The 409-nt window shown below is 66.3% G+C and carries 1 protein-coding gene; it reads right to left on the reverse strand.

The window, feature by feature from the left end; genetic code table 11:
• On the reverse strand, nt 1-409 hold a 409-nt coding region (locus GVL52_RS29665; protein ID WP_200848043.1), incomplete at both ends, for a hypothetical protein.

The following is a 409-nucleotide window of genomic DNA, read 5'->3' on the forward strand; positions in this document are numbered from 1 at the left end:
GTCTTGTAGTGCACCGCAGACAGCACGCTCAGCGCGCCGTTGGTCAACAGGGAACTGACCCCGGTGGGCAGGCCCTTGGTGACGACCGCCATCACCTCCCCCATGGAGTTGAGGTGGTTGATGATCGCCAAGCGCGTCGCGGCGTGGTCCTTCAGGCGGCCGAAATCATTGGGTTTGATGTGTGGCGCCAGCACCTGCTGCGAGCCTGCCTGGTTCGCTTCCTGCTGGCTCACCGCGAACCAGTCCGACGTTTCCAGCGCCGTGTTGAGGGCGGCCTTCACGCCGATCATCTTCGCGGTGGCGCGGATGGCTTCCGGCACGGACAGCCCCTCCACCATTTCCCCGCGCAACACATTGCGCACGTCGCCGGCCGTCACGCCCGTGGACGAGACCGCCGACAGGCCCACCT

The sequence above is a fragment of the Rhizobium sp. 18055 genome (assembly GCF_902706285.1).
In the GTDB taxonomy this organism is placed as follows: domain Bacteria; phylum Pseudomonadota; class Alphaproteobacteria; order Rhizobiales; family Rhizobiaceae; genus Rhizobium.